This is a genomic window from Nocardia sp. JW2 (genome assembly GCF_051843015.1).
In the GTDB taxonomy this organism is placed as follows: Bacteria; Actinomycetota; Actinomycetes; order Mycobacteriales; family Mycobacteriaceae; genus Nocardia; species Nocardia coubleae.
Genome location: NZ_JBPXLK010000002.1, coordinates 414,778 through 439,097 on the forward strand (window position 1 = coordinate 414,778; position 24,320 = coordinate 439,097).

At 67.0% G+C, this 24,320-nt stretch carries 28 protein-coding genes; 16 read left to right on the forward strand and 12 right to left on the reverse strand.

The features are described 5' to 3' along the window. The first annotated feature begins 74 nt into the window (after nucleotides 1–74). Nucleotides 75–1,298, forward strand: a complete 1,224-nt coding sequence (locus tag ACSVDM_RS04900) for an acyl-CoA dehydrogenase family protein (RefSeq protein ID WP_439263121.1) — start codon at nucleotides 75–77, stop codon at nucleotides 1,296–1,298. On the opposite strand, the gene ACSVDM_RS04905 is transcribed toward ACSVDM_RS04900, so the two are convergent. Next, nucleotides 1,299–2,159, reverse strand: a complete 861-nt coding sequence (locus ACSVDM_RS04905; RefSeq protein WP_243749858.1) for an alpha/beta fold hydrolase — start codon at nucleotides 2,157–2,159, stop codon at nucleotides 1,299–1,301. A gap of 152 nt (nucleotides 2,160–2,311) precedes the next feature. Between ACSVDM_RS04905 and ACSVDM_RS04910 the strand changes: the two genes are divergently transcribed. The 4 genes from ACSVDM_RS04910 to ACSVDM_RS04925 all read left to right on the forward strand — a co-directional run bounded on the left by ACSVDM_RS04910 (nucleotide 2,312) and on the right by ACSVDM_RS04925 (nucleotide 4,523). Continuing rightward, complete coding sequence (locus tag ACSVDM_RS04910) at nucleotides 2,312–3,091, forward strand: exodeoxyribonuclease III (protein ID WP_439263123.1); 780 nt, start codon at nucleotides 2,312–2,314, stop codon at nucleotides 3,089–3,091. Continuing rightward, nucleotides 3,088–3,582, forward strand: a complete 495-nt coding sequence (locus ACSVDM_RS04915) for a ribonuclease domain-containing protein (RefSeq protein WP_067641336.1) — start codon at nucleotides 3,088–3,090, stop codon at nucleotides 3,580–3,582. Before ACSVDM_RS04910 ends, ACSVDM_RS04915 begins: the two co-directional genes overlap by 4 nt. Then, nucleotides 3,582–4,055: a barstar family protein gene (locus tag ACSVDM_RS04920; RefSeq protein ID WP_067490829.1), complete on the forward strand. Its 474-nt coding sequence runs from the start codon at nucleotides 3,582–3,584 to the stop codon at nucleotides 4,053–4,055. The genes ACSVDM_RS04915 and ACSVDM_RS04920 overlap by 1 nt, the downstream gene beginning before the upstream one ends. A 93-nt stretch (nucleotides 4,056–4,148) precedes the next feature. Beyond that, nucleotides 4,149–4,523 carry a hypothetical protein gene (locus ACSVDM_RS04925; protein ID WP_225282030.1) on the forward strand — a complete coding sequence of 125 codons (375 nt, stop codon included), beginning with the start codon at nucleotides 4,149–4,151 and terminating at the stop codon, nucleotides 4,521–4,523. Nucleotides 4,524–4,549: 26 nt separating this feature from the next. Here ACSVDM_RS04925 and ACSVDM_RS04930 read toward each other — a convergent pair whose 3' ends face one another. Further along, nucleotides 4,550–5,188 (reverse strand): TetR/AcrR family transcriptional regulator, encoded by a 639-nt coding sequence (locus ACSVDM_RS04930; RefSeq protein WP_067641341.1) that lies wholly within the window; start codon nucleotides 5,186–5,188, stop codon nucleotides 4,550–4,552. Nucleotides 5,189–5,291: 103 nt separating this feature from the next. Between ACSVDM_RS04930 and ACSVDM_RS04935 the strand changes: the two genes are divergently transcribed. Genes ACSVDM_RS04935 through yhjD form a run of 3 tightly spaced genes read left to right on the forward strand, consistent with a single transcriptional unit; the run spans nucleotide 5,292 to nucleotide 8,353 of the window. Next, the gene (locus ACSVDM_RS04935; RefSeq protein ID WP_067641343.1) at nucleotides 5,292–6,236 is read left to right on the forward strand and encodes an oxygenase MpaB family protein; all 945 of its coding nucleotides are present in this window, start codon (nucleotides 5,292–5,294) and stop codon (nucleotides 6,234–6,236) included. 22 nt (nucleotides 6,237–6,258) lie between these two features. Further along, nucleotides 6,259–7,290 (forward strand): tryptophan--tRNA ligase, encoded by a 1,032-nt coding sequence (gene trpS / locus ACSVDM_RS04940; RefSeq protein ID WP_067641345.1) that lies wholly within the window; start codon nucleotides 6,259–6,261, stop codon nucleotides 7,288–7,290. A gap of 43 nt (nucleotides 7,291–7,333) precedes the next feature. Then, nucleotides 7,334–8,353: an inner membrane protein YhjD gene (gene yhjD / locus ACSVDM_RS04945; RefSeq protein WP_439263127.1), complete on the forward strand. Its 1,020-nt coding sequence runs from the start codon at nucleotides 7,334–7,336 to the stop codon at nucleotides 8,351–8,353. 1 nt (nucleotide 8,354) lies between these two features. Here the strand turns inward: yhjD and ACSVDM_RS04950 are convergent, their stop codons facing one another. Next, nucleotides 8,355–9,638, reverse strand: coding sequence for a D-alanyl-D-alanine carboxypeptidase family protein (locus ACSVDM_RS04950; RefSeq protein ID WP_439263129.1), 1,284 nt, complete (start codon nucleotides 9,636–9,638; stop codon nucleotides 8,355–8,357). A gap of 119 nt (nucleotides 9,639–9,757) precedes the next feature. On the opposite strand from ACSVDM_RS04950, the gene ACSVDM_RS04955 reads away from it, so the two are divergent. After that, nucleotides 9,758–11,260, forward strand: a complete 1,503-nt coding sequence (locus ACSVDM_RS04955; protein ID WP_439263131.1) for an MFS transporter — start codon at nucleotides 9,758–9,760, stop codon at nucleotides 11,258–11,260. Next, nucleotides 11,250–11,843, forward strand: coding sequence for a TetR family transcriptional regulator (locus ACSVDM_RS04960; RefSeq protein WP_439263133.1), 594 nt, complete (start codon nucleotides 11,250–11,252; stop codon nucleotides 11,841–11,843). The genes ACSVDM_RS04955 and ACSVDM_RS04960 overlap by 11 nt, the downstream gene beginning before the upstream one ends. Here ACSVDM_RS04960 and ACSVDM_RS04965 read toward each other — a convergent pair. Both ACSVDM_RS04965 and ACSVDM_RS04970 read right to left on the reverse strand, forming a co-directional pair. Continuing rightward, nucleotides 11,840–12,523 carry an ester cyclase gene (locus ACSVDM_RS04965; RefSeq protein ID WP_439263135.1) on the reverse strand — a complete coding sequence of 228 codons (684 nt, stop codon included), beginning with the start codon at nucleotides 12,521–12,523 and terminating at the stop codon, nucleotides 11,840–11,842. The genes ACSVDM_RS04960 and ACSVDM_RS04965 overlap by 4 nt on opposite strands. Nucleotides 12,524–12,677: 154 nt before the next feature. Next, entirely contained in the window at nucleotides 12,678–13,574 is an 897-nt protein-coding gene (locus tag ACSVDM_RS04970; protein WP_439263137.1) for a phenylalanine 4-monooxygenase, read from the reverse strand. 159 nt (nucleotides 13,575–13,733) lie between these two features. On the opposite strand from ACSVDM_RS04970, the gene ACSVDM_RS04975 reads away from it, so the two are divergent. Both ACSVDM_RS04975 and ACSVDM_RS04980 read left to right on the forward strand, forming a co-directional pair. Then, nucleotides 13,734–13,952 (forward strand): type II toxin-antitoxin system VapB family antitoxin, encoded by a 219-nt coding sequence (locus tag ACSVDM_RS04975; RefSeq protein WP_067641359.1) that lies wholly within the window; start codon nucleotides 13,734–13,736, stop codon nucleotides 13,950–13,952. Nucleotides 13,953–14,012: 60 nt separating this feature from the next. Beyond that, nucleotides 14,013–14,681, forward strand: a complete 669-nt coding sequence (locus ACSVDM_RS04980; protein ID WP_067641361.1) for a JAB domain-containing protein — start codon at nucleotides 14,013–14,015, stop codon at nucleotides 14,679–14,681. Nucleotides 14,682–14,696: 15 nt separating this feature from the next. Here ACSVDM_RS04980 and sph read toward each other — a convergent pair whose 3' ends face one another. Both sph and ACSVDM_RS04990 read right to left on the reverse strand, forming a co-directional pair. Then, nucleotides 14,697–15,656 carry a sphingomyelin phosphodiesterase gene (sph, locus tag ACSVDM_RS04985; protein ID WP_439263139.1) on the reverse strand — a complete coding sequence of 320 codons (960 nt, stop codon included), beginning with the start codon at nucleotides 15,654–15,656 and terminating at the stop codon, nucleotides 14,697–14,699. 120 nt (nucleotides 15,657–15,776) lie between these two features. Beyond that, the gene (locus ACSVDM_RS04990) at nucleotides 15,777–16,670 is read right to left on the reverse strand and encodes a fructosamine kinase family protein (RefSeq protein WP_439263141.1); all 894 of its coding nucleotides are present in this window, start codon (nucleotides 16,668–16,670) and stop codon (nucleotides 15,777–15,779) included. Between the two features lie 168 nt (nucleotides 16,671–16,838). Between ACSVDM_RS04990 and ACSVDM_RS04995 the strand changes: the two genes are divergently transcribed. After that, nucleotides 16,839–18,068 (forward strand): cytochrome P450, encoded by a 1,230-nt coding sequence (locus ACSVDM_RS04995; protein ID WP_067490801.1) that lies wholly within the window; start codon nucleotides 16,839–16,841, stop codon nucleotides 18,066–18,068. 28 nt (nucleotides 18,069–18,096) lie between these two features. Then, nucleotides 18,097–18,810 (forward strand): TetR/AcrR family transcriptional regulator, encoded by a 714-nt coding sequence (locus ACSVDM_RS05000; RefSeq protein ID WP_439263143.1) that lies wholly within the window; start codon nucleotides 18,097–18,099, stop codon nucleotides 18,808–18,810. On the opposite strand, the gene ACSVDM_RS05005 is transcribed toward ACSVDM_RS05000, so the two are convergent. Then, nucleotides 18,811–19,308: a DoxX family protein gene (locus ACSVDM_RS05005; RefSeq protein WP_439263145.1), complete on the reverse strand. Its 498-nt coding sequence runs from the start codon at nucleotides 19,306–19,308 to the stop codon at nucleotides 18,811–18,813. Between the two features lie 161 nt (nucleotides 19,309–19,469). Between ACSVDM_RS05005 and ACSVDM_RS05010 the strand changes: the two genes are divergently transcribed. Continuing rightward, nucleotides 19,470–20,078 carry a dihydrofolate reductase family protein gene (locus tag ACSVDM_RS05010; RefSeq protein ID WP_439263147.1) on the forward strand — a complete coding sequence of 203 codons (609 nt, stop codon included), beginning with the start codon at nucleotides 19,470–19,472 and terminating at the stop codon, nucleotides 20,076–20,078. Between the two features lie 58 nt (nucleotides 20,079–20,136). Here ACSVDM_RS05010 and ACSVDM_RS05015 read toward each other — a convergent pair whose 3' ends face one another. From ACSVDM_RS05015 to sdhC, 4 genes are read right to left on the reverse strand one after another with little or no spacing between them, the layout of a single operon-like run. Continuing rightward, nucleotides 20,137–20,907: a succinate dehydrogenase iron-sulfur subunit gene (locus tag ACSVDM_RS05015; protein WP_067490793.1), complete on the reverse strand. Its 771-nt coding sequence runs from the start codon at nucleotides 20,905–20,907 to the stop codon at nucleotides 20,137–20,139. After that, nucleotides 20,907–22,676, reverse strand: a complete 1,770-nt coding sequence (gene sdhA, locus ACSVDM_RS05020; RefSeq protein WP_133733979.1) for a succinate dehydrogenase flavoprotein subunit — start codon at nucleotides 22,674–22,676, stop codon at nucleotides 20,907–20,909. Before sdhA ends, ACSVDM_RS05015 begins: the two co-directional genes overlap by 1 nt. 16 nt (nucleotides 22,677–22,692) lie before the next feature. After that, nucleotides 22,693–23,127: a succinate dehydrogenase hydrophobic membrane anchor subunit gene (locus ACSVDM_RS05025; protein ID WP_067490791.1), complete on the reverse strand. Its 435-nt coding sequence runs from the start codon at nucleotides 23,125–23,127 to the stop codon at nucleotides 22,693–22,695. Between the two features lie 2 nt (nucleotides 23,128–23,129). Further along, a complete protein-coding gene (gene sdhC / locus ACSVDM_RS05030) occupies nucleotides 23,130–23,534 on the reverse strand; it encodes a succinate dehydrogenase, cytochrome b556 subunit (protein WP_067490789.1) in 405 nt (134 codons plus the stop codon). 289 nt (nucleotides 23,535–23,823) lie between these two features. Between sdhC and ACSVDM_RS05035 the strand changes: the two genes are divergently transcribed. Beyond that, nucleotides 23,824–24,225 carry a cytidine deaminase gene (locus ACSVDM_RS05035; protein ID WP_439263150.1) on the forward strand — a complete coding sequence of 134 codons (402 nt, stop codon included), beginning with the start codon at nucleotides 23,824–23,826 and terminating at the stop codon, nucleotides 24,223–24,225. Nucleotides 24,226–24,320: the final 95 nt, after the last annotated feature.

Here is a 24,320-nt window from a genome sequence, read left to right on the forward strand (position 1 = left end):
GGGTCACCGAAACCGTCCACGCGGAAACAAGCACGGATGTATGTTTCGCAGAAGACGAACGTCAGGAGCGAACAGTGTTCGAGTGGTCCGAAACCGATCTGATGATCCGCGATGCCGTGCGGACCTTCATCGACAAGGAGGTTCGCCCGCACCTCGACGCCCTCGACAGCGGCGAGATGCTGCCGTACCCGATACTGCGAAAGCTGTTCAGTCAGTTCGGCATCGACACCATGGCCGAGGACATGGTCACCAAGATGCTCGCCAAGGAGGAGAGCGGAGAGGGTGGCGGGAGCAAGCGCGGCCCGTTCGGCGATCAGCAGTCGATGATGGCGGTGCTCATCAGCGAATTGTCCGGCGTGTGTATGGGTTTGGTGTCCGCGCTCGGGGTGAGTATCGGCCTGGGCGCCACCACCATCATGTCGCGTGGCACGCTCGCGCAGAAGCAGCGCTGGCTCGCCGACATCGTGACTCTGCGCAAGGTGGCCTCCTGGGCGATCACCGAACCCGATTCCGGCTCGGATGCGTTCGGCGGCATGAAGACTCGCGTCGAACGCGACGGTGAGGACTACATCCTCAACGGCCAGAAGACCTTCATCACCAACGGCCCGTGTGCCGACGTGATCATCGTCTACGCCAAGCTCGACGAGGGCGACGGTGCCGACAAGCGTGATCGCAAGGTGCTCACCTTCGTGCTCGACAAGGGCATGGAGGGTCTCACCCAGGGCAAACCGTTCAAGAAGATGGGCCTGCACTCCTCACCCACCGGCGAGCTGTTCTTCGACAACGTCCGGCTCGGTAAGGACCGGCTGCTCGGCGAGACCGAGGACCACCGCGGTGGTGACGGAAGAGAAAGCGCCCGAGCGAGTTTCACCGCCGAGCGAATCGGTGTGGGCTTCATGGCGCTCGGCGTGATCGAGGAATGCCACCGGCTGTGCGTGGACTACGCGCGCAACCGCACCCTGTGGGGTCAGGAGATCGGACGCTTCCAGCTGATCCAGCTCAAGCTGGCCAAGATGGAAGTCGCGCGGATCAATGTGCGCAACATGGTGTTCAGCGTGCTCGAGCGCAGCAAGGCCGGCAAGCCGCCGAGCCTGGCCGAGGCCTCGGCGATGAAGCTGTACTGCTCCGAGGCCGCCACCGAGGTGGCGATGGAGGCCGTGCAGCTGTTCGGCGGCAACGGGTACATGAGCGAGTACCGCGTCGAACAGCTCGCCCGCGACGCCAAGTCGCTGATGATCTACGCGGGCAGCAACGAGATCCAGGTGACCCACATCGCCAAGGGCCTGCTCGCGCGCTGATCACACCGCGCGCAGGTGCCCCCGGCTGGCGTAGATGTGCTCGGCGATGAGCGTCGCGATCCGGTCGGGGGCCTCAAGCATCGGTACGTGCCCCACCCCGTGGACCAGGATGCGATCCGCCGACGCGGGCAGTTCGCGCAGGTAATGGGTGGCGTAGACGCTGTTGGGGATGATCCGGTCGTACTCGGCGAGCAGCATGCGGATGGGTGTTTCCAGCTCAGCGAGGTCGTCCATGCCGGGCGCGCGCAGGCTGCCGAGGATCAGCGGCACGATCACGTCGCAGTGCAGCGCGGCGATGAGCGTGGTGACCAGTTCGTGGCGTGGCACCGCTCCGGTGCGTTTGGTCAGCAGCAGCGCCGTGGCGTGCTGCACCAGCCGGTTGTTGAGCGCGACGTCACCGAGACGCCTGCCGACCGCGATGAACGGCAGCAGCGACGCGAACTTGACGCCGATCCTGATCTGGGTGATCGAGGGCGAGGCCCAACCGCCCGCCGCCGCGATGGTGGTGAGGGTGCGGGCCCGGCCGCGTCGCGCGAGCTCGAGACCCACCCAGCCGCCGAGCGAATTGCCCGCGATATGGCAGGTGCGCCAGCCCAGTTCGTCGAGCTGGTCCTCGATCTGGTCGGCCAGGGCGTACACGTCGAGCGTCCAGCCCTCGACCTTCGGCCCACCCCAGTGCCCGGCGAACGCGGGTGCGTACACCTCGCAGTGGGCGGCCATGCGGTGGGCGACCTGCTCCCAGCAGTGTGGCGACAACATGAATCCGTGCAACAGCAGCACCGGGTCGCCGGACCCGAGATGCAGGGCCGCGATCGGCTCCGGGCGGGCGGGGGACTTGGCGGTGCGTGACGTCATCGTCATCACCCCTTCCTGGACGACAGTGTCCTGTTACCCGAGGTTACGCGGGGGAACCGCCGTGCGCGGGCTGTTGCCGGGCCGGCGATCACAACGTTCGGGCCGCCGGGTTGTTCCCCTACACGTTCGGGAATACCCGCCGATGTACCGTCCTACGCGTGGCAATCATTCTCTCGACCGTGAACGTCAACGGCGTCCGCGCGGCGGCGACCAAAGGCATGCTCGCCTGGCTCGACGCCACCGAAGCCGACATCGTCTGTCTGCAGGAGACCAGGGCCACCGACGCGCAAACCGCCGCCGCGCTGGCTCCCGCACTCTCGGCCGGGTGGGTGCTCACCCATGCCGAACCGGAGTCGAAGGGCCGTGCCGGTGTCGGCATCCTGTCGCGACGCGCGCCCGACGCGGTGCGGATCGGTTTCGGCAGCACCGAGTTCGCCGCGTCGGGCCGCTACCTCGAGGCCGACTTCGGCGAACTCACCGTGGCGAGTGTGTACGTGCATTCGGGCGAGGAGAACACGCCCAAGCAGGACGAGAAGTACCGCTTCATGGCCGAACTGGGCGCCTACCTGAAGGCCAGGACCGGCGAGTTCGTGGTGAGCGGTGACTGGAACATCGCGCCCGCCGAGGTGGACCTGAAGAACTGGAAGGGCAACCAGAAGTCGGCGGGCTTCCTGCCCGAGGAACGCGCCTGGATCGCCGAACTGCTCGCCGCGGGCTACGTCGACGTGGTCCGCGCCCTGCACCCCGATGTCGCGGGCCCGTACAGCTGGTGGTCCTACCGCGGCCGCGCCTTCGACAACGACTCCGGGTGGAGAATCGATTACCAGCTCGCCCGAGGTGAACTCACCGGCCGCGCCAAGCAGGCCGTCGTCGAACGCGCCGCCGCCTACGACCAACGCTGGTCCGACCACGCGCCGGTTACTGTGCAATACCGATGAACATCTCACGGAAAACTCTCGGTCTGCTCGGCGGACTCGTCCTTGTCCTCGCCGCGCTCGGTCTGACGCTGTTCGGTGGTCGTGGTTCGGATACGACCACGGCGGCGACCACCACCCGCGCCGTCGCGTCGTCGACCGCGCCGAAACCCGCGGCACCTGCGGCGAAACCGTCGGCGAATCCGTCTGCGGCACCGGTCACGAAGGTGGCGGGGGTCCCGGATCGGGCCTATGCCACGCTCGTCGAGATCGATGCGGGGCGCTGGCCGGACTCGGCGAACGCGCCAGGCACCAAGGGTGGTGAGCAGTTCATGAACCGGGGAACCAAACTGCCGCCCAAGGATTCGGCGGGCAATCCGGTGAAGTATCAGGAGTGGGATGTGAATCCCAAGCAGCGCAACCGGGGTCGCGACGCGGAACGCATCGTCACCGGTAGCGACGGCAGCGCCTGGTACACCGGTGACCACTACGAAACGTTCACGAGGATGCGCTGATGCCACTGACGCTGTCGCAGTTCCTTGCCCGCCCACCCGCCGACGCGCCCGCCGCGGCCGACGCACCGGTGCTCGGCGCCATGGCGGTGGATGCCAACCAGCTCAGCGCCATCCGCTACGACGCCCCCGCCGACTACCGCGTGCGCGAACTGCGCGGCACCAAGATGCGTGATGTCACCACCCTGTTCGACGAGTTCGCGGCCGCCTTCCAGTTCCCGTACTACTTCGGCGCGAACAAGGACGCCTTCGACGAATGCCTGCGCGACCTCGACGATTTCGTCGGCGACGCACCCGGTTACGTCGCGGTGGTCCGCACCGCCGACGACCTGCTGGCCGACGAACCGACCGAACGCGCCTGGTTCGAGGCGGCCATGCGCGATTGTGCCGCCTACTGGTCACGCCGCGACGTGGTGTTCCGGGTTGTCCTGCAAGGCGACCCGGTTACCTTCGGTGCGGTAGCGCTCGTCGAGTGATGCCGAGGGAATTGGCGTCTCCCGCCTGCTGATCGGCCCGCCTAACGTTTGCGCCGGTGCGGCCGATTCGAGGCCGCCGGTGAGGAGAACACGATGAAGCGAGTACTGGCGGGTGTCGGCGTTTTCGCCGCGATCATGGCGGCGGGCCCCGGAATCGCGGCGGCCGGGGCCGCGGTGGCGCCGGTGGCGGGTCCCGCGGTCGGTTCCACCGAGGATTTCCCCGGTGCCGCCCTGCTTCAGGCGCTCGGACTCGGGTCCTCGCAGCCGTGCGATGGCATCATGCTCGACACGTGCGTGCCGACCGGGCCCGCGAGCGCGCAGCAGGCCATCGCGCAACCGGTCGCCGACAGCGGGTCGGGGCTGCTGGATCAGGACATCAATTCGATGGTGGGCTACGCGCTTCTCTGGCTGGGCAACGGATCGTCGGAGCCGTGCGTCAGCTTCGGCCCGAACTGCGCGTGGGAATGAAGCGCGGCGTGTGAATCCGGCGGGTCCTAGCGATAGCGCCCGGCCAGGTCGTCGCCGAGTAGGACGAAGACGTCGGTGATCTGGTCGATCAGTTCCGCGCGGGTCAGGTCGAGATCGCCCGCGAGCCACGTCGTCAGGGTTTGGGTCAGGCCGCCGACGAGGTAGATCGCGCGGAAATCGACCAGGTTCTGCGGTACGTCGCCGCCGTAGAAGCCGGTGCCCTCGGCGGCGACGAGCCGGGCGAACGCGCGAACCGTCCGTGCGGTGCGCGCGCGGAGTTCGGGCGTGGCCATGCCGGCGATGAGTGCGGCGCGGGCCTTGCGTGGGTCGTCGAGCAGAACCGCCACGCCGGCCTCGATCGCCGCGTGCGCCTGGGCGCGGCTGTCGGGCGGCGCACCGGCCAGGGCCGCCATGATGGCGGCGGCCAGTTCCTCGGCTATGCGATCGAGCAGTGCTTCCAGCACGCTCTCGCGTCGTTCGAAATTCTCGTAGTAGTAGCGCTCGTTGAGGCCGGCGCGGGCACACAGCCCCGCGACGGTGAGTTTGGCCTGCCCGTCCTCGGCGAGGATGTCGAGCGCCGCGTCCAGCAGCGCTGTGCGGCGCTGCGCCTGGCGTTGTTCGGCGGAGACGCCCCCGTATGTCCGTTGTGCAGCCACGGGCTCCATTGTGCTGCCACCGTCCGTTCGCGGGTGTTTTGGTAGAGACTCTTGCCAGATTACCAATTCTGGAGGATTCTATTGCCAGATGCACTCGACGAGGAGGCGCGACATGGCCGCACGGCAGGGCGAACCCGGATATTTCGCCGACGATTCGATGATTCGCAGGGTGATGAGCAAGCGCGCGGTCGGCGTCACCTACGGCCTGCGCGCCCTGGTCATCGGCGCGGTCCACCCACTGCTGTTCGTCGGGACCAGCGAGCACACGGCCCACCGGGCGACCCCCTACACGCGGCTGGCTGTCACCGGCGCCCTGTTCGAATCGGTCTTCCTCGGCAGCAAGGCCGAGGCCGACCGGGCGCTCGCCTTCACCCGGCGCAAGCACGAGCGGGTGGTCGGCGCGCTGCCCGAGGACGCGGGTCCGCACCACCGGGCGGGCACTGCCTACGCGGCCCTCGACCCGCACCTGATGTTCATGACCATGGCCTTCACCTTCGATTCCGCCGAGGTGATGTACGACCGGCTGGTCCGCGAACTCACCCCGACCGAACGCGAGGACCTCTACCAGGACTACGTGCGCTGGGGCGAGCTGTTCGGCATGCCACGCGAGGCCGCCCCGGCCGACTACCCGGCCTTCCGCCGCTACTTCGACGACTACCTCGACTCGGCCGAACCGTTCCTCACCGACGAAGCCGAGCTGGTGGGCTCCTACCTGGCCGGTCATCGCAAGGCCTACCGGTTGCGCCCACCCGTCGAACAGGTCGGCAGCGCGCTGTATCTGCTGGTCCAGGGCAGTCTGCCTTCGCGAATCCGGCGGATGTACGGCATCGAGTGGGACATCGCCGACGAACTCGCCCACCGCGCCCTGTGCCGCAGCATCCGCACCGCGCACCTCGCACCGCCGCTGGCACCCCGCGTGCTCGCCGGTGCGCTCGCCGGCCGGAGCACCCCGTCCTATCAACTGCTGGCCCGCCGCGAACAGCACATGATCCGGCAGGGGAAGCCGAGCATGCCGGGTGTCGATCCACGCAACTGGGTGCAGCGAAATTCCGCTTGAGGGCCGTGGAAAGATTGGGGGCATGTCCAGTCCTGCCCCGGCCGCGACGGCCGAACGTAAGCAGCGGGTGCTGTCGGGCATCCAGCCCACCAGCGACTCCTTCCACCTCGGCAACTACCTGGGTGCGCTGCAGTACTGGGTGACGATGCAGGACGACTACGACGCGCTGTACTTCATCCCCGACCTGCACGCCATCACCGTCAGCCAGGATCCGAAGGCGCTGCGCGCGCGGACCAAAGCCGCTGTCGCCCAGCTGCTCGCCCTCGGTATCGACCCCGAGAAGTCGACCCTGTTCGTGCAGAGCCAGGTGCCCGAGCACGCCGAGCTGTCGTGGGTGCTCAGCTGCATCACCGGTTTCGGCGAGGCGGGCCGGATGACGCAGTTCAAGGACAAGTCCGCCAAGCAGGGCGCCGAGAACGCGACCGTCGGCCTGTTCACCTATCCGGTGCTGATGGCCGCCGACATCCTGCTCTACCGCCCGCATCAGGTGCCCGTCGGCGAGGATCAGCGCCAGCACCTCGAGCTCACCCGAAACCTGGCCCAGCGCTTCAACACCCGCTTCAAGAAGACCTTCGTCGTGCCCGAGCCGCACATCGTGAAGGGCACCGCCAAGATCTACGACCTGCAGGATCCGACCGCGAAGATGAGCAAGTCCGCGGCCAGCGACGCCGGGCTCATTAATCTGCTCGACGATCCGAAGGTCACCGCGAAGAAGGTGCGCTCGGCCGTCACCGACACCGGCCGCGAGATCGTCTACGATCCCGACACCAAGCCGGGCGTGAGCAACCTGCTGGTGATCCTCAGTTCGCTCACCGAAACCCCGATCGTCAGCTTGGAACAGAATTTCGCGGGTAAAGGCTACGGTGAGCTCAAGGCCGAAGTGGCCGACGCGCTGGTCGAATTCGTGACGCCCGTGCAGAAGAAGGTGAAGGACTATCTGTCGGATCAGGCAGAGCTGGACCGGATCCTGGCTTCCGGGGCCGAGCGGGCGCGTGAGATCGCAGGCAACACACTTGCCCAGGTGTACGACCGGGTCGGCTTCCTCGCTCGCTGACCCGGTGCGCACCTGAGGTTTCGGCTGAAGAGGGGCGCGTGTCATGCAGTTGATCGACAACATCTCGGCCACTGTCGAGAAGCAGGTCAAGAGCAGGCCTTGGCTGGATCATCTGGTCCGGGCCGGTGGGCGGTTCCAGCGTCAGCGCGGCGACTACTTCGCCGCGGGCATCACGTATTTCACTGTGCTTTCGCTGTTTCCGCTGTTGATGGTGGCGTTCTCGATCGCGGGTTTCATTCTCGCCGGGCAACCCGACCTGCTGAACGAATTGCAGGGCAAGGTGATCGAGAAGGTCCCCGGTGCCTTCGGTGAGCAGATCAACGACCTCATCAAGCAGGCGGTCGATTCGCGCGGCACGGTCGGTGTGCTCGGCCTGCTGACCGGTCTCTACACCGGCCTCGGCTGGATCGCGAACCTGCGTGCGGCGCTCACCGAGCAGTGGGAGACCCAGACTCCCGACAAGCCGTGGTGGCGGGAGAAGCTGTCCGATCTCGGCGCGCTGTTCGGCCTGTTCCTCGCCCTCGTCGTGTCGCTCGGTCTGTCGACGGTCGCCAACAGCGGACTCGCCGCGAAGCTGCTGAAAACCGTTGGCCTCGACGGTGTCCCCGGCGCCTCGGTGGTGTTGTCGATCGTGTCCATCGCGCTGGGGATGATCGCCTCCTGGGCGGTGTTCGCCTGGGTGATCGCCCGGCTACCGCGCGAACCGGTGTCGCTGCGCAGCGCGGCGAAGGCGGCGGCCATCGCCGCGGTGGCATTCGAGATCTTCAAGTTCGTCGGTGCCATCTACCTGCGGATGGTGCTGTCGAGCCCGGCGGGTGCCACCTTCGGTTCGATCATCGGTCTGATGGTCTTCAGCTACATCACCTTCCGTATCCTGCTGTTCGCCACCGCGTGGGCGGCGACCTCGTCGGACAACGACCACACCGAGATCGCCCCGCCCGCCCCGGTCGTCATCCAGCCGCGCGTGGTCGACAAGAACCTGTCCACCGGTGCCGGTGCGGCCGCCTTCGGCGCGGGTGCGCTCGCCGCCCTGGCCCTCGTCGTGTTCGGGCGCCGACGGTAGCTCAGCGACTGCGCCAGGCGCGGCGGGCCAGGAGCAGCAGGGTGAGGATCAGGAGCGGGCCCGCGACGAGCGCGGCGATGCGCGCCGCTTCATGGGCGGACCGCGAGACCTCCAGCCGGCTGCCGTCGGCGCGCGGCGGGGGTGAGGCGAGCGGGACGCTCGGCTGGATCATGTCGTCGCCCACTTCCGGGAGCTTGCCGATGCGCGCGTCGGAGTCGAGGGCGAAGCCGTAGTCGAGCAGGCGTGCGGCCTGTTCCCAGGGGCGGATGGGTCGCACGTCGGCCTGCAACAGGGTGACCACGAGGCGGTGTCCGTCGCGTTCGGCGGCGGCCACGAAGGTCTGTCGGGCGTCGTCGGTGAAGCCGGTCTTGCCGCCGATGGCGCCGGGGTAGTTGTAGAGCAGCTGGTTGTCGTTGCCGATGGGGAAGCCGGGGTGGTCCTCGTCGCCGGGGATCTTCGGGTCGGCGGGGTAGCCGGGGAAGTCGACCTGTTCGGTGTGGATGAACTCGGCGAACAGCGGGATCGACATCGCCTCCCGGAACAGCACCGACAGGTCGTAGGCCGAGGTGCTCATCCCGGGGCCGTCGAGGCCCGACGGGGTGGCGGCGCGAGTATCCATGGCGCGCAAGGACTTCGCGAGGTCGTTCATCTTCGCCACGGCCGCCTTGTCACCACCGAGCTGGGTGGCGATGGCGTGTGCGGCGTCGTTGCCCGAGCACATGATGAGGGCCTGCATGAGCTGACGGTTGGTGTAGCGGCCGCCCGGCCCGATGCCGACGCGGGTGCCGTCCACATCGGCGTCGGCCTGGGTGCCGATCACCACCTTGTCCAGATCGAGGGTGCGCAGGGCGACGACGGCCAGGGCCACCTTGATCGTGCTGGCCGGTCGATAGCGGCCGTGCGGGTCCTTGGCGGCCAGCACCCGTCCGGTGTCGAGGTCCGACACCATCCACGCGGTCGCCGAGATGTCGGCGGGCAGCGGAGGAGCGCCGACCGGCAGCACCACACCGCATTCGCCGAGCCGGTCGCCGCCGATCGGCTTGTCGGGAACCGGCAGTTCGGCGGGTGCCGATTCGCCCGGCGCCGGGACCTCCGAGGAGTCGATCGGGGCCGGTGGCCTGGTCTTCTGCGGGCAGCCGTCGGTGTTCGGCGTGGTGAACGGGGTGGTGGTGGTCGAGCCGGTGGGGCTGGGCTGGGCCTGTGCGGGGCCGAGCGTGAGAGCGGCCGCGGTGGCGGCGGCGCCGAGGAAGCAGGCGGCGCGCACGCCGTGTTCGCGGATCTTCATCAGCGCAGAGCCTAGCGAGCCGGCACGCCGACTTCCCGTCGAGTCCAGCCAACTATTGACACCCACCACTTATTGAGAGTTACTAACAAATGACAGTAACTCTCATTTTTGGAGGAGATATGCGAACCGACGACACCCGTCGCTGGCTGGCGCTCGGAGCGCTCGCCGTGGCGATGCTCACCATCGGACTCGACGTCACCGTGCTGACGGTGGCCATTCCCACCCTCGCCGTCGACCTCGACGCGAATACCGCTGCGCTGCAATGGTTCAGCAGCGCCTACACGCTGGCCCTCGCCGCGTTGATGCTGCCCGCGGGCGCGCTGGGCGACCGCTACGGGCGCAAGAAGGTCCTGCTGTGCGCGCTCGTGCTGTTCGGCCTCGCCTCGCTGGGCTGTGCCTTCGCGACCACCGCCGGGCAGCTCATCGCCGCGCGCGTGGTGCTCGGTGTCGCCGCGGCGGCGATGATGCCGCTGTCGATGGCGGTGATCCCGGTGCTGTTCAGCGACCAGGGGCAACGCCAGCGCGCGCTCACGGTGTGGGTCACCTCGACCGCCCTCGGGTTGCCGCTCGGCCCCGTCGTCGGTGGCTGGCTGCTGCGCAACTACTGGTGGGGTTCGGTCTTCCTCATCAATGTGCCGCTGGTGATCCTCGGCACCCTCGCCGTTATCTTTCTCGTGCCGGAATCGCGCGGCGACAAGGCCTTTCGCATCGACCTGCCCGGTGCCGTGCTGGCGGCGCTCGGAATGCTCGGGCTCACCTACGGTTTCATCCGGATCGGCGAATACGGATGGGGTGAAGCGGCGGCCTGGGCGATGATCGTCGCGGGTCTCGGTGCGCTCGCCGCGTTCGGGTGGTGGCAGCGGAGGGCCGCGCATCCGCTGATCGATACGGCGCTCTTCGCCTCGTCCGGATTCCGCTGGGGCACAGCTATTTCGCTCATGGTCAGCTTCGCCATGTTCGGCATGTTCTTCACCGTGCCGCAGTACTTCCAGGCCGTCCTCGGCGTCGACGCGCTCGGCAGCGGACTGCGGTTGCTGCCGATGATCGGCGGGCTGGTGATCGGCAGCAGGCTGGTGGATCTGCTGTTGCCGCGCTGGGGTATCCGCGCGGTGCTCGTCGCCGGGTTCCTTGTGCTCGCGGCCGGCATCGGTCTCGGCGCGCTCACCCGGGTCGACAGCGGTTACGGACTCACCGCCACGTGGACGACGATCCTCGGCGCTGGCATGGGAATGGTGATGCCCGCGGCCATGGGGTTGGCGATGAGCGAACTCGACACCGCGCGATCCGGCTCGGGTTCGGCTCTGCTGCAAGCACTTCGGCAGGCGGGCGGCACGATCGGCGTCGCCGTGCTCGGCACCGTACTCGCCACCGTCTACCGCGCCGATCTCGGCGAGCTGAACCGGCCGCCGATCTCCGACGGTGTCAATGCGGGAGTCACCGCGACCGCACACGACCCCGTCGCACTGCGGGAGGTGCGGCACGCCTTCGTGCTCGGCATGGACACCATGCTCGGTGTGTGCGCGGTGGGATGTCTGCTCGCGGCTGTCCTGGTGGCGCTGGCCTTCGGGCGGCGCCACGCCGTGACAGCCGACGATGCGGCAGAATCGCTGCATGTCGGTTGAGACGTCGTTGCGCGCGCGGAAGAAGGAGCGGACCCGTCGAACCATCCGGCTCGAGGCGTTCCGCCTGTTCCGGGAGCAGGGCTACACCGAGACGACCGTCGAACAGATCGCCGCGGCCGCCGAGGTCTCCCCGAGCACCTTCTTCCGCTACTTCCCGACCAAGGAACAGCTCGTCATGGCCGACGACCAGGACGCGCTGATGATCGAGGCGCTGGCGGCGCAACCCCGGGGCCAGAACCCGCTCACCGCGGTCCGCCGGGCCACCGAGACGGTGTACGCGTCGATGTCGGCCGAGGATGCCGCCTTCGAACAGGAACGGCAGAAACTGCTCTACCACCTGCCGGAACTGCGCTCGGCGATCGGCCTGGAATTCCAGCGAAGCATCGACCTGGCCGCCCAGCTGCTCGCCGACTACACCGGCCGCCCGGTCGACGACTTCGAGGTGCGGGTGGCGGCCGGGGCGATGGTCGGTGCGATGCTCGGCATCGTCACCACCGGACCGGTCGATGCCACCAAGGTCGGCCGCGCCCTCGACCTGCTCGAGGCGGGCCTGCCGTTCGACGACAGGCCCGCGAGCTCCTAGTCGGCCTTGCCGTGCCGCACGGGGCAGCCGTGCGCCAGCGGGCCGAGCAGCTGGTTGTTGTCGTAGAAGTGCTCGAGCTCGACGATGCGCAGGTCCTCGGTGACGCGGGCGATGGTCATGCCGTACATCTCGATCTGCTCACCGGTGGGCTGGTGGCCCTTGTACTCGCCGTCGTACTTGCCCCAGTGCCGCCAGCGGAAGCTCACCGTCGGCGGGCCCGACAGCACCTCGAGCACCTCCCAGAAGAAGCCACCGGGGAAGGCGGTGTGGAAGATCTTGTGCGAGGACTCGAAGGTCTCGTTCGCCGACTCGTAGTACGGGTTGTCGCCGATCAGGATGTTGTAGCTGCCGATCCGCGCGAATTCCTCCGCGTCCTGCCACACACCGCCGTTGACCCGGCCGCGGTACTGCTCGGCGACCACCGACAGCCAGGTGGCGGGGTCGGCCTTGTGCGAGACCTCCATCTCGAAGACCTTCACCAGGTCCTCGACGATGGCCTCGAGCGAACCGGGCGCGTGCTGGGCGACGCGCTCGCGGGGGATCACCTCGTGGCTCAGTTCGTAGTCGGGAACGTTGCCGCGCCACTGGTCGGGGGTCGCCGCGGCGATCACCGCCTCGCGGCCCTGCAGCCACAGCGGGGCCTCCGGCTCGGGATTCTGATCGGCCTGCGTATCAGTCACGTCCACAGTCATATTCGGTCTACCCGACCCTTTCGCAAAGCTTGAAGAACGGGTCGAACCTACCGCCGCGACTTTGCCCGCGCGCACCCTGGTCCCATTATGTGAGACGCATCGGAATTGCCAAGTATATTCTGCGCCAACGGTTTACAGCCGACTACGCGGCAGGGTGGGCACGTCCGCCGAGCCGGGCCGGAGTGTCGTCGTCCATGGTCGCGAAGAATTCGCCGAGCACGTCCACGAGCTGATCCACCGAATCCGCACAGAACAGCACCGGCTGGTAATGGGTGATGTCGTAGCTGATGGTGCCCATCTGCGCTACATCGAGCGGGCGCAGCGTCGCCTGGCGGAATTCGTCGATCTCGCCGTAGGACGACAGCAAACCCGCACCGTAACAACGGATCTCTCCGTCTTCGCGAACCACGCCGAATTCCAGCGAGAACCAGAACACGTCGGCGAGGAACTTCAGCGCGGCGTCGGTCTCCAGCCGTCCGACCGCCGCGCCGACGGTCTCGTACAGACTCGCGAAGCGGGGACTCGCCAGCTGGTTGGCGTGCCCGATGATCTCGTGGATCGCGTCGGGTTCCGGCGTGTACAGCGGGGCCGAATGGTGGCGGATGTACTGGGTGGAGTGGAAGGTGCGGTCCGCGAACGAACCGAAGAACTCGCGCAGCGGGACGAGCCCGGCGGCGGGCACGTACCGGAAACCGGTGAGGGGATGCAGCAGCCGTGAGACGTCGTCGAGCTGGGGGATGTGGTCGCGCGGCAGGGCGAGCCGGGCGGCCGCCTCGCGTACCTCGCGGCAGGCGTACACCTCGTGCTTGCGGGCCAGCTCGGCCGAGGCGATCCGCCAGACCTGCTGCTCGTCGTCGGTGTAGTCGATGTGCGGGACGGGGTTGCCCGGCCGGTAGTCGAGGGCGAGCGCGGCGATGGCATTGCGCCTGGTGCGGTAGTGCTCGTCGTCGACGCCTGGGTGGTCGTCACTCAGGTGCACAGTGACGTCGCCGTCGCGCTCGCGCGTCACCGGCGAATACAGCTGGGCCTCGGTGAACATGCCTCAAGGCAAGCACCGCTGGCGCGTCGCGACAACACACCGGTGCGCAACTACGCAAACTGCACAGTTCGCCCGCCCGAATTCGGTAACGACGCGGTGAAACGGCGGACGCGTCGACCGCGCATCGCGCAAGATTGCGTTTGTACCCGAGGAGGATGCTTGCGAAGCCTGCGGATAGATCTCGATCAAGAACTGCTGGATGCCGCCGCCGAGATCATGGGCACGGCCGACAGCAACACCACCGTCAACGAGGCATTGCGGCGGATCGTCGTGCACGAGCGCCAGCTGCGCAACCTCGAACGGCTGATGGCCGACTCGGTGTTCAGTCCGGAACCGCACGATATCGACACGGATTCGCCCGCGGTGGCTGAACGGTAGCCGAACCTGTCGGTGCCCTCTGCGAGCATGGGTCTCGTCACCGATGACGTAGGGGGGAATGTGTCGGTACCGATCGCGAATCTGCCCGTCGCCCAGCGCCCGCGTGAGCGTTTGCTCGCGCTCGGCCCACACGTGCTCACCGATACCGAATTGCTCGCGCTGCTGCTCGGTCAGGGCACGCGCGGGCAATCCGCGCTCGAACTCGCCGCCCACCTGCTCGCCGAATACGGCGGCCTGGCCGAACTCGCCGCCGCCCGCCCCGAGGAGCTGGCATCGCAGGCCGGGATCGGCCCGGCCAAGGCCGCCGCCGTGATCGCCGCGTTCCACCTCGGCACCCGTTCACGAACCAGCGAACCGGTTCCGAGGCTCACCGCACCCGACGACATCGCCCACGCCGCCGCCCCGCTGTTCGCGGGCGCCCGCGTGGAACGCCTGCTCGTCCTGATCTGCGACACCCAGAACCGCCTGCGCCACCGGGTTTTCGTCGCCGAGGGCGCCATCGACCACGTCGCGGTCCCCGTCCGCGAAATCCTCAACACCGTCCTGCGCCACGACGGCCGGGCCTTCGCCGTAGTCCACAACCACCCCTCCGGCGACCCCACCCCAAGCCCCGACGACCGCCGAGCCAGCACCCTCCTCTACCAGGCCGCCGCCACAGTCGGCCTCCGCTACCTCGACCACGTCGTCATAGCGGGCGAGAACTGGGCAACGGCCGCACCGTATCCGTGACAGTCGTCTGCCGCGTCAGCCGGTGTAGCCGAAGACCGGGTAGTGGTCGCTGTAGTCGGTGTAGGTGTAGGTGGTTCCGTCGGCGGTGACGCTCCAGCTCGGGCTCTTGGCTCGGCGGGTCTCGTTGACGTAGCGGTCGGGCACCGGGTGGCCCTTGATGGGGAGCACGTAATCGAGGTGCTCCGAGGCGTATTCGGGGCCGTACTGGTCGCGGCAGACGGAGTTGTCCGCGCAGTCCCAGGAGAAGGTGTGACCGGTGTGCTGGGGGCCGACGGCAGCGAGATCGGCCAGCATGGCGCCGTATTCGGGACTGGATTCGATCACGTTCATATCGCCCGCCACATACACCGGCTCATCGGCCGGAATCCGCTCCGCCGCGAGGAAGGCCTTGATCTGTGCGCGCTGTTTCGCCCGCACCTGACCGGGCCGGCCCGAACTGCACCCGTCGTCCTCGGACTGCATGTGCGTGCCGATCACGTGCACCGGACCGCCGGGCGCGGCGAGCTTCACATACGCGAAACCCTTGTTGGAGAACCAGTCCGCGCCACACGCGTCCTTGTACACGAACTGCACCTTGCGGCTGATCGGCCACCGGCTCGCGATCGCGACGCCGCCGTCCTCGGGTGTGGTTGCGGAGTACGAGCCCTGGGTGGCGTCCCAGCCGGAGCGGGTTCGGCCGACCACCGGAGTCTGATTCGGGAAGTCCCGCTTCAGGTTGTTCAGCAACTGGTCGCCCGCCTCGTTGTGGAACAGCTCTTGGAGAACGACGACGTCCTGTCCCGCGAGCACGTTCTGCTGCGCGATGAGGTCGGCGCGTTGCTCCTGCCCCCAGTTCGGGTAGAGCGCCTCGGCGAGCATGAAGACGTTGTAGGAGGCGATCTTCGGATCGGACTTCGGCGCCGCATCCGCGGGGACGGCGACGGGCAGGAGGGCGGCTGCGCCACAGACCACGGCGAGCGTCAATCGTTTGAACATGAGGCAGTTTGGTCACATGACCAGTTCTGCGACGACCGCTCGAGCGTCCCGACATCGAATCGTTACACGGAACGTAAATTTGTAAGCCCTGGTTCAGGCCCCGTTGGTGCCGAATGTGGCCTAGCGATACCGGGCGGCCGCGTCGAGGACGGCGGCGCGATAGGAGCGGCCGAACAGGACGGCGTGAACCAGGAGCAGGGGAAGCTGGTGGAGTGGGATGCGCTCCTGCCAGCCGGCCTCGAGCTGGTGGATGTCGTTGTAAGCGGGGATGATTCGGGAGAGATGGGGTGCGCCGCCGAAGAGGAAGAGTGTGGCCAGGTCGGTTTCGCGGTGGCCACCGTGCGCGGCGGGATCGATCAGCCATGGGGTGTCCGACGGGCCCCAGAGAATGTTGCCGGGCCACAGGTCACCGTGGATCCGCGACGGCGATTCGGCGGGGGCTTCGAGGTGGATCGACTCGACGGCAGTGGCGTCGGCCGGATCGAGTGCGCCCGCATCGACGGCGAGTCGCAGGAACGGAAGAATTCGGCGCTGCCGGAACCAGGTCGGCCAGTCGTGGCCGGGGGTGTTGTCCTGCGGCAGGCTGCCGAGGAAACCGTCGACGGGAGCGCCGAATTCGGCTGCACCGGCGTTGTGGAGACGAGCCAGTCCCGCACCGAATCGTGCGGCCGCGGCCGGAGAGGGTTCGGCGTGGTCGACCCATTCCATGAGCAGCAGGTCGTCGGAGACGGCGTAGACCTCGGGAATCGCGACACCGCCCGCCTCCCGCAGCCAGCGCAGACCATGCGCTTCGGCTGCGAAGAATCCCGGCGGTGCGGCAGCCGGGGTGCCGTCGGTAGGCGCGGCCGAGATCCCGCCGGGCCAGGTTTTGAGGAACAGCTGGGTGCCGTCGTCGAGGCCGATGCGCTCGGCCACCGCGATCGACCCCCCGCCGACCGGGGTGGTGCGCAGGCGCTGATGCGCGAGGAATGTCGGCAGCAGGTGCGGGTTGGCTCGCAGGTACGGCAAGTCCACGCCGCCATCTTGCCCAGCGGAGCCGGCGCGCGCACGGATTCACGCCATCTTGCCGACCGGATTTCATAAACAGGTATTACTAAAACCTGTTCACAAATGGGTGCGGCGTGGTTTCATCGATTCGAACGTGTTCTACATCACGTTCTGGAGTCAGCCGAAGGAGACACCGTGACCAGCACCGATATCCCCGCGGGATTCGATTTCACCGATCCCGACCTGCTCGCGCAGCGCCTGCCGATCGAGGAGTTCGCGCAACTGCGGCGCACCGCGCCGGTCTGGTGGTGCGCGCAGTCCGACCGGGCGAGCGGCTTCGACGACGGCGGCTACTGGGTGGTGTCGACGCTGGCCGACATCAAGGAGATCTCGAAGAACCCCGAGGACTTCTCCTCGCACGAGAACACCGCCATCATCCGGTTCAACGAGGAAACCACCCGCGAGCAGATCGACATGCTCGGCAACATGCTCATGCTGAACCTGGATCCGCCGCAGCACACCAAGATCCGGCGCATCGTGTCCAAGGGATTCACCCCTCGCGCGGTGGAGAATCTGCGCGCCGCGCTCACCGAACGGGCCGAACGCATCGTCTGGGAGGCCAAGAAATCCGGTCGGGGCGATTTCGTGCAGCAGGTCGCGTGCGAGCTGCCCCTGCAGGCCATCGCCGAACTGCTCGGCGTGCCGCAGGAGGACCGGATGAAGCTGTTCGACTGGACCAATCAGATGATCTCCTACGACGATCCGGAGTTCGAGGGCAATCACCACACCGCCACCGCCGAGGTGATGGGCTACGCCTGGAACATGGCCGAGCAGCGGCGCGGTTGTCCGGCCTCCGACATCGTGACCCAGCTGGTGAACGCCGATGTCGACGGCGAGCATCTCGGCTCCGACGAGTTCGCCTTCTTCGTCATCCTGCTGGCGGTCGCGGGCAACGAGACCACCCGTAACTCGATCACCCACGGCATGAAGGCCTTCGTCGACAACCCTGAGCAGTGGGAGATCTACAAGGACCAGCGGCCGCGCACCGCCCCCGACGAGATCGTGCGCTGGGCCACCCCGGTGCACGCCTTCCAGCGCACCGCGACCCGCGACTTGGAGCTGGGCGGGCAGCAGATCAAGAAGGGCCAGCGCCTCGGCTTGTTCTACAGCTCCGCCAATTTCGACGAGACCGCCTTCACCGACCCGTTCCGGTTCGACGTGCTGCGCAACCCCAATCCGCACGTCGGGTTCGGCGGCACCGGAACCCACTACTGTGTCGGCGCGAATCTCGCCCGCCTGGAGATCGACCTGATGTTCAATGCCATTGCCGACGCGATGCCGAACCTGCGTCAGGTCGCCGAACCGGTGCGCTTGCGCAGCGGCTGGCTCAACGGCATCAAGCGGTGGGAAGTCGAATACTCTTGAGCCCGAACAGCAGCGAGGGGGTGGGCGGTTGACGGCCAAGGCACGCGGCCGGGCGCCCGTCGTGGCCGACGCCGATATCCGGCGGGTCGCGCGGGCGCTGCTGGCCGAGCACGGCCCCGACGCGGTCACCCTGCGGGCCATCGCGCGTGAACTCGGCGTCACCGCCCCCGCGCTGTATCGGCACTACGACTCCCGCGACGAGCTGATCGAGCGGTTGCGGATGGAATTCTGTGCCGACCTCGCCGACAACCTGTCGGCGGGCATCGCGGACCTGCCCGACGACGGCGCCGTGCAGTTCCTCGCGATCTGCCGCGGCTTCCGGCGCTGGGCGCTGGCCAACCCCAGGGAATTCACCCTGGTGTTCGCCTCGCCCACCTCCAGTCGTGCCATGCTGCGCCGCTTCGACGAGCCCTTCGGCCGGATCTTCCTCGCCGCGGCGGGCCGGTTGCTGGCCAGTTTCGAGATCGCCACCCCGCCCGGCGAATCCATCCCCGTCGAACTGCGCGACGATCTGATCGAATTCCAGACCGAACTGCTCGCCATGCTCTCGGATTCGGGCCAGAAGTTCCCCGCCGAGAAACTGGATCTCGGCGTCACCTACGTGATGGTGCAGACCTGGGTTCGCCTGTTCGGCCACGTCACCCTCGAGGTGTTCGGCAACTACCCGATTCCCCTCACCGACCCCGAAGTCATGTTCGACACCATGCTCGCCGACCTCGCCCGCACCACCGGTTTCGCGTGATCACCGCTGAGCGGACACGCGATCCCGCGTGGCCGGAGTGAGGGAACCCGTCGCCCAGATCGCGAAGCCGATGTACAGCAGCTGTTCCGGGACGCGCTGCCACAGGGGAGACGCGGGTTCGCCCGCGAAGGTGACGTTTTCGACGGCCGCGTAGATATTGGCGGGCAGCAGCAGCACGAACAGCGGCACCAGCGCCCAGCCCGCGAACCGGCGCGTCCGGGTGAGGATCAGGCCGACGGCCGCGAGTAGTTCCAGCACGCCGGTGAACAGCACCATGAATCCGGGGAACGGCACGAACGACGGCACCATCGCCACCAGGTCGTCGTAATTGGGCATCACGGTGACGCTCGACGGCATGAAGTGGGCGGAGCCGGTCATCATCAGCATGACGGCCAGAGCGTACGCGGCAGCCGCCGACCAGGTGGCGAACCGGCTGATGCCGAGTGCTCCCAGTGCGCGAAAGCTCAGGAGTGAGACGAGAAGAACGATGACGATCACGGTGACTCCATAGTAGATAGTTACACTGTCTATTATAGATAGTAGAACTATCCACTAGTTCGTCAAGTCCGTCCGACCAACCTGCTGTACCGCGATTAGTTCGGTAGCCGCGCACCGTCGTAGTAACCGACACACTCACCGCTCACCGAGGAGAAGTACCGATGAGGAAGATCACCGCCGGTCTGTTCATGTCTCTCGACGGCGTGATCGCCGACCCGCAGGACTGGCATTTCCCCTACTTCGACGACGCCATGGGCGCCGCGGTCGACGCCCAGCTCGGCAGCGCCGACACACTGCTGCTCGGCCGCGTGACCTACGACAGCTTCGCCGGCGCATGGCCCGGCCGGGAAGCCGAAGGTGGACCGGACGCGGCGTTCGCGAAGAAGCTCGGCGACGCACGCAAACTGGTGGTGACCCACGAGGACCGCGATTTCCCATGGCGCAACTCCGAGCGCCTCGACGGCGACCTGACCGCGTCTGCGGCCGAACTGAGGAAGGGGTCGGGCGGCGATATCGCCATCAGCGGCTCGGTATCGGTGGTGCGCCAACTCCTGGCCGCGGGCCTGCTGGACGAACTGCACCTGCTGGTGCACCCGATCGTGGTCGGCAAAGGGGAGCGGCTGTTCGAGGACGGGACGACGATCCCCCTCCGCCTGCTCTCCTCGGAAACCTTCGGCACCGGCGTACTGCACCTGGTCTACACCAAGGACGACACCGCCCCGAGCGGATCCTACGAGGACGCCAAAACCCATCTCGCACAGGAGGAGTGACGGCAAAGGCCGCCTTCATCGAAAGATGAAGGCGGCCTTTGTGGGGACCGGGGGGAGGTCAGCGGGCGAAGAGCAGGGCTCGCTTGACTTCCTGGATGGCCTTGGTGACCTCGATGCCACGGGGGCACGCGTCGGTGCAGTTGAAGGTGGTGCGGCAGCGCCACACGCCTTCGACGTCGTTGAGGATGTCGAGGCGCTCGCGGGCGCCTTCGTCACGGCTGTCGAAGATGAAGCGGTGGGCGTTCACGATCGCGGCCGGGCCGAAGTAGCTGCCGTCGCTCCAGTACACGGGGCAGGAGGTGGTGCAGCAGGCGCACAGGATGCACTTGGTCGTGTCGTCGAAGCGGGCGCGGTCGTGCTGGGACTGGATGCGCTCGCGGGTGGGCTCGTTACCCGAGGTGATCAGGTACGGCTTCACGGCACGGAACGCGTCGAAGAACGGCTCCATGTCGACAACGAGGTCCTTCTCCACGGGCAGGCCGCGGATCGGCTCGACGGTCATGGTGAGGGTCTTGTCGCCCTTGGGCAGCATGTCCTTCATCAGCACCTTGCAGGCCAGCCGGTTCACACCGTTGATCCGCATCGCGTCCGAACCGCACACACCGTGGGCGCAGGAGCGCCGGAAGGTGAGGGTGCCGTCCAGGTAGGACTTGATGTAGATCAGCACGTTGAGGAAGCGGTCGGTCGGCAGGACCGGCACCTGGAACGAATCCCAGTACGCGCCCTTGTCGTTCTCGGTGCTGAACCGGGCCACCTTCACGGTGACCATGACCGAGCCCTCGGGGACGGGCGCGGGCTTCTGCGTGGTCGGTTCTGCTACAGCAGTCATCAGTACTTACGCTCCATCGGCTCGTAGCGGGTCTGCACCACCGGCTTGAAGTCGAGGCGGATCTCGGAGATGAGCTCCGGGCCCTCCTTGTACGCCATGGTGTGCCGCATGAAGTTCACGTCGTCGCGGTCCGGGTAGTCCTCGCGGGCGTGCCCACCACGCGATTCCTTGCGGTTGAGCGCGCCGACGACGGTGACCTCGGCCAGCTCGAGCAGGAAGCCCAGCTCGACGGCCTCGAGCAGGTCGCTGTTGTAGCGCTTGCCCTTGTCCTGCACCGTGATCCGGGTGTAGCGCTCCTTGAGCGCGTGGATATCGGTGAGGGCCTGCTTGAGGGTGTCCTCGGTGCGGAACACGGCGGCGTTCATGTCCATCGTGTACTGCAGTTCGGTGCGGATGTCGGCCACGCGCTCGTTGCCGTGGTCGGACAGGATCAGCGCCAGCCAGTCCTGCACCATCTGCGCCGGGTTCTCCGGCATCTCGACGAACTCGGTGCGCTGGGCGTACTCGGCGGCCGCGATGCCGGCGCGACGGCCGAACACGTTGATGTCGAGCAGCGAGTTGGTGCCCAGACGGTTCGCGCCGTGCACGGACACACAGGCGCACTCACCGGCGGCGTAGAGGCCGGGGACCACGTCGGTGTTGTTGCGCAGCACCTCGCCACGGATGCGGGTGGGGATACCGCCCATCACGTAGTGGCAGGTCGGCATGACCGGCACGAGCTCCTTCACCGGGTCCACACCCAGGTAGGTGCGGGCGAACTCGGTGATGTCGGGCAGCTTCTCCTCGAGCACGTCCTCGCCGAGGTGGGTCACGTCGATGTAGACGTAGTCCTTGTTCGGCCCGGCGCCACGGCCCTCGAGTACCTCGAGCACCATCGAGCGGGCGACGATGTCACGCGGCGCGAGGTCCTTGATGGTGGGGGCGTAGCGCTCCATGAAGCGCTCACCGGAGGCGTTGCGCAGGATGCCACCCTCACCACGAACAGCCTCGGAGATGAGGATGCCCAGGCCCGCGAGGCCTGTCGGGTGGAACTGGTGGAACTCCATGTCCTCGAGCGGCAGACCCTTGCGGAACACGATCGCCATGCCGTCACCGGTCAGCGTGTGCGCGTTCGAGGTGGTCTTGTACATACGGCCCGAGCCGCCGGTGGCGAACACGATCGACTTCGCGTGGAAGACGTGGATCTCGCCGGTGGCCAGCTCGTAGGCGACGACGCCGGTGGCGACGGGGCCACGGTCGGACTCGGTCATCACCAGGTCGAGCACGTAGAACTCGTTGAAGAACTCGACGTCGTGCTTGACGCAGTTCTGGTACAGCGTCTGCAGGATCATGTGACCGGTGCGGTCGGCGGCATAACACGCGCGACGCACGGGCGCCTTGCCGTGGTCACGGGTGTGGCCACCGAAACGACGCTGGTCGATCTTGCCCTCGGGCGTGCGGTTGAACGGCAGGCCCATCTTCTCCAGGTCCATGACCGCGTCGATGGCCTCCTTGGCCATGATCTCCGCGGCGTCCTGGTCGACCAGGTAGTCACCACCCTTGACGGTGTCGAAGGTGTGCCATTCCCAGTTGTCTTCTTCGACGTTGGCCAGCGCGGCGCACATGCCGCCCTGGGCCGCGCCGGTGTGGCTGCGCGTCGGGTAGAGCTTGGTCAGGACCGCGGTACGAGCCCGGGGACCGGCCTCGATCGCCGCGCGCATGCCCGCGCCACCGGCGCCGACGATGACCACGTCGTAGCGATGTTCCTGAATCGGACGGGATTCACTCATGCGAGGTGGCCTGTTCCTAACCGGTGATGTTGGGGTCGAAGGTGAAGATGACGTAGGTGCCCACGCTCATCACCAGGATCATCGAGACCACGAGGATGGTCTTGAGCCAGAACCGGGTGGAGTCCTTGCGGGAGTAGTCATCGATGACGGTGCGCAGACCGTTGCCGCCGTGCAGCTGAGCCAGCCACAGCATGGACAGGTCCCAGAACTGCCAGAACGGGCTGGACCAGCGACCGGCCACGAACGCGAAGTTCAGCCGGTTCACGCCGCCGTCGATCATCAGCATGATGAACATGTGGCCGATGACCAGCACGATCAGGAACAGGCCCGAGATGCGCATGAACAGCCATGCGTACTTCTCGAAGTTGCTGTTGGCCTTGCCACGCGGTGCGCGGGGCGCGTCCAGGCTGGCGGGGCGGTCGTAGGACTTGCCGAGGACAGGTGCGGTCATGATCAGTGCTCCGTCAGCAGGTAGAAGAACTGGCGGCCGACGCCGGCGGCGGAGACCAGGACCCAGATGGTCAGCACGACCCACAGCATCTGCTTCTGGAAGCGCGGACCCTGCGACCAGAAGTCGACGAGGATGACGCGGACGCCGTTGAGCGCGTGGAACAGGACGCAGACGACGAGGCCCATCTCCATGAGCGCGACCAGCGGGTTCTTGTAGAGCTCGATGGCTTCGTCATAGGTGTTCGGGTTCACCCGAACCAGTGCCGTGTCCAGCACGTGCACGAAGAGGAAGAAGAAGATCGTGACACCGGTGATCCGGTGCAGCGCCCAGGACCACATGCCGGGGTCGCCGCGGTACAGCGTCTTCCGCTTCGGCTGGGCCGGAGCCGGAGCTTCTATCGTGGTCATAGAGTGCGGTGCCTCCAACGTCGTTGATGGACCCGGTCACAGATCCGACGCCGGCTGCGTGGAGAGGCAAATGCCCAGGTGGCTGCGCTGTATTCTCGAGCGCTGGCCCGCCGCCGGGAACCTGAACCGATCTTCGGCTGACTCTAATCCTCTCTGTTTCGCGGAACTAATTCGGCGTGCCGTGCGTTGTGCACGAATCGGCCGAGTTAGGTTTACCTTTCTCGATGCCGAATACTGGTGTCCGAGCCCCCGCGCGGACATGTTCGGCGGTATCGGCTGGAGGTTCGCGATGTCCGAAATCGACTGGAATACCTTGCGCGACATGGCAATTCGCGTAATGGGTAGCGCGTATGCCCCGTACTCGGGTTTCCCGGTCGGTGCTGCGGCTCTCACGACGGACGGTCGAATTGTGAGCGGTTGCAATGTGGAAAATGTCTCATATGGACTAACCCTGTGTGCCGAATGCGTACTCGTCGGTAACTTATTCGGGTCGGGTGGGGGCCGCCTTGTGGCGGTATCGGTGAGCGATTCCCGTGGCGAAATCTTGATGCCGTGTGGGCGGTGTAGGCAGCTGCTGTTCGAGCACGGCGGGGGTGAGCTGCTCGTGGACCATGCCGAGGGGTCCAAGAAGCTGAGCGAGCTGTTGCCGTACGCGTTCGGGCCCGATGATCTGGCGGCCGGGCAGCGCTGATCGCGCCGGTCGACCGATGACCGACCCGAACGAGGGTGATCGGATCCTGTTCTGAGCCGACGGAGGTTCGGCCAGGGCTCGCTCGGCGCGAGGAG